This window comes from Vibrio sp. 10N.261.52.A1 (assembly GCF_002876325.1).
Taxonomy (GTDB): domain Bacteria; phylum Pseudomonadota; class Gammaproteobacteria; order Enterobacterales; family Vibrionaceae; genus Vibrio; species Vibrio chagasii.
Genome location: NZ_MCYD01000648.1, coordinates 1,697 through 7,876, shown reverse-complemented (window position 1 = coordinate 7,876; position 6,180 = coordinate 1,697). Strand labels below are relative to the sequence as shown.

Below are 6,180 nucleotides of genomic sequence, written 5' to 3'. Positions count from 1 at the left end.
TTTACGGGGTCACTTCATTAAGCAGGCTTTTTAGTCTGTGACGTACTCATCTGTCTTAACGAGAATTAGGTTCGTTCAGCCAGATACGCTTCGTAATCTGGAATCTCGATAACAACTTCTTCTTCAAGTAGTGAAGAGTTGAAAAGGAAGTTCGCAGTAGCGCGGTTGGTTGCTACAGGAATGTTCCAAACACTCGCGATACGCAGTAGTGCTTTTACATCAGGGTCGTGCGGTACGGCATTGAGTGGATCCCAGAAGAAGATCAGCATGTCGATCTTGCCTTCTGAAATTAGAGCGCCAAGTTGTTGGTCGCCACCCATTGGGCCACTGATCATGCTCTTGATTGCTAAACCTGTTTCTTTGCTTAGCAGAGAACCCGTTGTACCCGTCGCATAAAGGAAGTGGCTTTGTAGCTTCTCTTTATTCTCTTTTACCCATCTTAGAAGCTCAGGTTTGAAGTGGTCATGAGCGACTAGAGCGATATGTTTATGCGTTGGCATAGTACGCGTTGTTTTTTGCATGAATGTTCCCTAAATTATTGTTCGTATTTTTATAGTTATTGAGTGCTTGGTTCAATATAACACTATGGATTCACACTGAATACCGGCCGAAACTCAGAAGGTGACAATGAATCGGCAATAATTTGATCTTTGAGTGTTGCAGGGGTCAGAGCTTCAATTTTTGGTGCGCTGTGCATCTCGTAAGGTTGGTCTCGTAAATAACTCACCGCTTGTTTCACCGACAAGCGACCCTGTTCCACCATTTTGTCTGTTGGTGCAAAAAGTACCTTGTTTCGCAGTAAACCTCGGTAAGTCCCGTGACTTAGGTAGCTAGAAATCAGCCCAATCTCATCGGTTTTGTCTGCCGCTCTTAGCTCGCTGATTGCAGCCTCAACCGCGACGGCACTGCCGACAATGTATTTTACGTGAGCTTGTTCTATTACTTGTTGTACAAGATTGCGTTGTAGCTCTTTGTCGTTGTCAGCCCAATAGCTCACATCGATTTTTACATCGCTATCTTTAATCGCGTCATAGAATCCTAACGCCACAGGTTTGGTGCCGCCACTCGCTTGAGGGCCAAGCAAGAGTGCAATGGGCGTTTCGCCTGAACCTTTAGGATGAAGCTTGGCAAGGTATTCACCTACTTGAAAGCCCATCTTATACCAATCAACACCAACCGTGCCTTTCAAGACTTTTTGCTGCTCCTTACTTAGTGTTAACTCATTCACGGTCGCAAACACAGGTGTCGATCCAACCCAGTCGGTGAGGTTATCGTGATAGGCGTCTGGTGATACTGTGCCTAAAATAATGGCATCGGCACCCCATTGAGTGCAAAGCACGAGTTGCGAGGCTTGCTTGCCGATATTTGGGTAGCCGCCAGCTTCTAGCACTCGTAGCTCAACCTGCAATTTTTCGGCTTCGGAAATCATGCCGTAATTCACAGATAACCAATAGGAATCCTTGAGATGTGGGTAGATGGCGCAGATCTTCTCTTTTTGTGACGTCGCAGTCGCCGGTTTGATAGGGCTTAATAGCTCATCAGCACTAGCGGAAGAGGCGGCTAACGCAAGTAAATATAAAAGAAGTTTTGACGCGAAGGATTTAGTGCGCATGAATTGCCGTTTTATTGGTTTTAGATAAGAAACACTGCAAAATATAGCGTATTCTGCAGGGGTAAAGAAGAACGTTTTAAGGTTTAGGTTTTATGTTGTTAGCTTCAGCAAGTATTGGACGCAAGCTACTGGCCTCATTTTTAGTGATGGCGATGCTCGTTCTTTTGTCTGCATTGATCGGGGTATCTGGATTTAGCTTTGTTGCAAAAACAGAGAGAAACGTTGTTGATTCAGCGCTACCAGCGATGATTGAAGCTCGTCAGGTTTCTGAGTTGAGCAATCGCATTATTTCGTCTGTACAAACCCTCTCTAATGCGAGAAATGAAGCTGAGCGTAAAGAGGCTGGCACACTGCTGTTCGACCAACTCGAAGCTCTGTTACAACACATCAAAGATTTGGGTGTCGATAGCTTTGATTCAGAACTGCTGCATAAACTAGAAAACAATGTGCAGAGCGTAATCAACACGCTAGCAGAACTAGGTGTTTCAGTAGAACGTAAACTCTGGCTAACCAAAGAGCTGACGTCTCGCGTTGAAGAGATGCGCTTATTAGCTGAAGAGCTAGAACAGCTGACTCGAACTCAAGTGCTGAATACCGCAACCATAGCCGTTGCCAACGTTACCCATATCTATGACCTGCTAGAGACCAAAGAAACCGATAAAGCCTACCAAGCCCTAGATGCGCTGGTGGAAGTCGACCTTGACCTCTCAGAGCGCCTACACGAATTGCATCTTCTAGCGTTCAAAATGCTCAACCAGATTGAGGAAACTCAAACGGTAACCAATGTTGAGCGTATCCATCAAATCCAAACTGAGTTTGAATCTAATCTTAGGATCATGGTTCGCCGCGTGAAAGCGGTAGAGGATCCAACACGTTCAGAGCAAATGTCTCAGCTTCTCCATGAATTACAAAAGCGCCAAGTGGTGTTTGATATCTCTTTGGAACAGTATGAGAACACCAAAAAATCTGAGCTGTTGATGCAGAACACATTAAAGCTATTCTCAGAGCTGAACACGACGGTAAACCAACTGATCGACGACTCCAACTTGAGCACAAAAAAGGCGGTAGATGAACTGACTTCTACGTTAAGCCTCGCGCAATGGTCGCTGTCGGTGATCTCTATTATTGGTTTGGTGATAGTGGCGTTTATTGTGTGGCGCGTGGTGTATGTGTCGGTCGTGAAACGCCTTGCTGAATACTCTGCTGCCTTGATGTCTATTGCTCAAGGGCGTCTCAATATCGATATCTCGGTAAAAGGTAACGATGAGCTTGCCCACATGGGTGAAGCGATCATCACAGCAAGAAACACTGCGCAGGCGCTACAAGTGGTGGCTGTGGGTGAGGCTAAAGCGAAACGAGAGCTAGAGGAACACAAAGAGCACCTTGAAGAGCTGATCACAGAGCGAACTTACCAGCTTCAACAAACCAACGAAAAGCTGAACGTCGAGGTGACGAATCACGCCAAAGCGCGAAGTGCCGCCGAGCAAGCGAGCCGTGCTAAGTCTGCTTTCTTGGCGACCATGAGTCATGAAATCAGAACACCGATGAATGGGGTATTGGGTACGGCCCGTTTGCTAAAAGATACCGGGCTGAACTCTCTGCAATCTGGCTATGCTGACATCATTAACCGCAGCGGTAAGAACTTATTAGCCATCCTCAACGATGTATTGGACTACTCTAAAATTGAAGCTGGGCACCTTGAGATAAGGATTGCGTCTTTCGACTTGCATCAAATGGTTCAAGACACCTATCAATTGATGGAAGGGCGAGCAGCCGAGAAGAAGCTTGGCTTTAGCTACCATATTGAAAGCGATGTACAGCGCTACTGGCGTGGTGACGTCACCCGTATTAGCCAGATATTGAATAACCTGGTTGGTAACGCAATCAAGTTTACCGATAAAGGTGATGTCGACATCTTCATCAGCTTAGATCTCGAAGATGAAAACCGCGTCATGTTTGAAGTGTCCGATACGGGCGTTGGGATACATGAAAGCGAACAAAAGTACTTGTTTGATGCGTTTAGCCAAACCAACAGTGGTCGAAACACAACGGGTGGCACTGGGCTAGGTCTGGCGATCAGTAAACGCATCATGTTGGCAATGAACGGTGATATTGGCGTTCATTCAGAAGAGGGGGAAGGCAGTCAATTTTGGTTCTCTTTACCGCTTCAAGCTGGTGAAAAAATCGAAACTAAAGCTGCAGTGGTTGAAACCTGTATCCGCGCTAAAGTGCTGTTGATTGAAGACAACCCAGTGAACTGCATTGTTGCCGAAGGCTTCTTAAACAACCTAGGGCATGAGGTCGAGATTGCCAAAACCGGACAAGAAGCTCGTCAGATATACAGTGAACAGGTCTTTGATATTGCACTTGTTGATATCAACCTCCCGGACTGCGATGGCGTTGAGCTTATTCAGCAGCTTAAAGAGATCGAGGTTCAAGCATCTGCTTTAGACTGTTTACCAGAGAGCACTGCACAGTATGCGCCTCCTATGGTGGCGGTATCGGCTCATGTGTTTAATGAAGAAGTAGAAAGTTATTTGGCGTCTGGCTTTGATGGCTTCTTACCAAAACCTTTGGAGAAAGAAGCGCTTGCAAGGCTGATAGTGACTCAGCTAGATGGCAAGACCTTGCTATTGCCACAGCCTGATCCTAATGATTCGACCTGCCAAAGAAACCAAGATAGTTTTTGTGAAAAGCGTATTGAGAACGACCTAGTAGTCGAAAGCAAAGTTAAACAGCCAGACCAAGAGGAAAGTCCTGTGACCATTTCTGATAGCAAACTGATAATTGATAGCAAAGTAATAGAAGGCGACTTGTCTATTCTTGGTTTGGACAAGATGAAGCAGATTGTCGGGCTATTTGAACAAAGCAGCCTTGAAACGTTAAAAGAAATGGCTGACGCCAATGATGCGGAGAACGCCCGTGAGGTGAAATCGCTCGCTCATAAGCTCAAAGGGTCGGCAGGCAGCTTAGGACTATTAGCCCTGTTTGAATTGTGTAAGAACATTGAGATAAGCAGTGAGCCATTAACGCAATACAAGAACAGCTCTGAAGAATTAACGGGGCTCGTTAAAGACTCTCTAGCGGCGTTGCAACAACATGTCTGATATAGAATGTTCTCTGCCACATAGTGAGCTTCTCTGGCTAAGCTGAGCTCTGTCTAACTGAGCATCCAGAAACAAAAAAATCCTCTGCCAAGACAGAGGATTTTTGTTTTCAAAGCGATGCTTCAGACTAACGGTTTTCGAAGCGGTTGTAGTCCAACAGGCCAAACTCAATCGGTTGGTCTTGTTGGTACCAACGATGTACTCGGTCACTGAATGGCCAGAACTCGTTAGAGCTGCGTCGGATAGCAAACTTATCGAGTAGCGCTACGTAATCTTCTTCAGTCTGTAAGTTTTGTAGAGACTTCACGAGAGTTGGAATTTCCTTCTCTGTCAGTGATAGGTAAGCGGCTGGATAGCTGCCTACAATACCTCGGACGAGCGTTAAGTCGTCATTAGCGTAATCTCGGTTACCTTCTTCGTTAAACAGGCTAGAAATGTTGCTATGAGCGTTGTTGTGAATCATGGTGAACAGTTGTTCTTCACCGTTTTCTCCCTCAATCATGATCATCACGAGTTGAGGCACATGGCGTAGGCCTTCACCTTTCACCAAGCTTACCTGTTTAAGCAGTGCTTCATTTTTACGGCTAAAGCCAGTATCGACGATCTCATAACGGTCATTGAGTATCGGGCTCAGCTTATCTTTCAGCTTATCGAGCAGCTCGCGTTTTGGATCGGCCGTTTTGTACACCACGCTAGTTGGCTGATCAAAAGGTGCGATATTACGTTGCAAGAAATCGCTCAATTGTACGCTTTGATTTTGGTACCAGCTTGAGTGCTCAAGGTGTCGTACATCTTTTGGTAATAGTGTTAAGAAGTTACTTTCACCTTCAAGACGTAAGAAGTCCATAAACATACGAGTGATAAGCTGGTGGCCAAAGTTTCCGTAAACATCGAAGCCAGCTACAAGTAAGTAATGAATTCTCTCTAAAAGTGCATAATCCAGAATCCACGCCGTTTTAGGTTGAGGCCCCACTAAGCCCTGCACGACCGATGCACTGTCAAAGTGACGGAAAACAGTGAGGGCAGCGTTCGGGTTAGTCCCATTGCCATCCCAGATAACGTCTGTCGTTAAGTTCTCGCCATTCTTAAACCATTTATTAGCAAAGTCTGATTTCCCTTCTAGGTAGCGTGCTTGCTGTTTTGAATATCTAACCCAGTTAGTTGCAGGAACCGTGTTACTTTCAAGCTCACTTGGAAGCTTAAGGTTGTCACGTTGGCTCGCATAAAAGGCATTGATCTCTGGAAGATCGGCTTTGTCTGGGTCGATAAAGAATACCCAGAATCTGTCGTTAATCACGTTCAATGCTAACTGACCACGACATACTGGGCCTTTGATGTAAGCCATGATGGTGTTCTGAGCGTTGTCGAGCATAAACTTAAAGCGAGAGTTTACTGGTAAGGCTTCAAATGAGGTCATCGGGTTCGCGGCAACATCAATATCGTAACTTGGCAGCTTATCTA

4 protein-coding genes are annotated in these 6,180 nt (G+C 45.6%); 1 reads left to right on the top strand and 3 read right to left on the bottom strand.

From position 1 onward, the window contains the following. Positions 1-65: 65 nt before the first annotated feature. Together BCT81_RS12140 and torT are read right to left on the bottom strand one after the other, a co-directional pair. Positions 66-521: a methylglyoxal synthase gene (locus BCT81_RS12140; RefSeq protein WP_008218843.1), complete on the bottom strand. Its 456-nt coding sequence runs from the start codon at positions 519-521 to the stop codon at positions 66-68. A 62-nt stretch (positions 522-583) separates the two neighbouring features. Next, on the bottom strand, positions 584-1,612 hold the full coding sequence (gene torT / locus BCT81_RS12135; protein WP_102424559.1) for a TMAO reductase system periplasmic protein TorT: 1,029 nt from the start codon (positions 1,610-1,612) through the stop codon (positions 584-586). Between the two features lie 92 nt (positions 1,613-1,704). Between torT and torS the strand changes: the two genes are divergently transcribed. Further along, complete coding sequence (torS, locus tag BCT81_RS12130; protein ID WP_102424557.1) at positions 1,705-4,719, top strand: TMAO reductase system sensor histidine kinase/response regulator TorS; 3,015 nt, start codon at positions 1,705-1,707, stop codon at positions 4,717-4,719. Between the two features lie 127 nt (positions 4,720-4,846). Here torS and BCT81_RS12125 read toward each other — a convergent pair. Then, positions 4,847-6,180 (bottom strand): fatty acid cis/trans isomerase (locus BCT81_RS12125; RefSeq protein ID WP_198596886.1); only part of this gene is annotated, 1,334 nt, incomplete at its 5' end.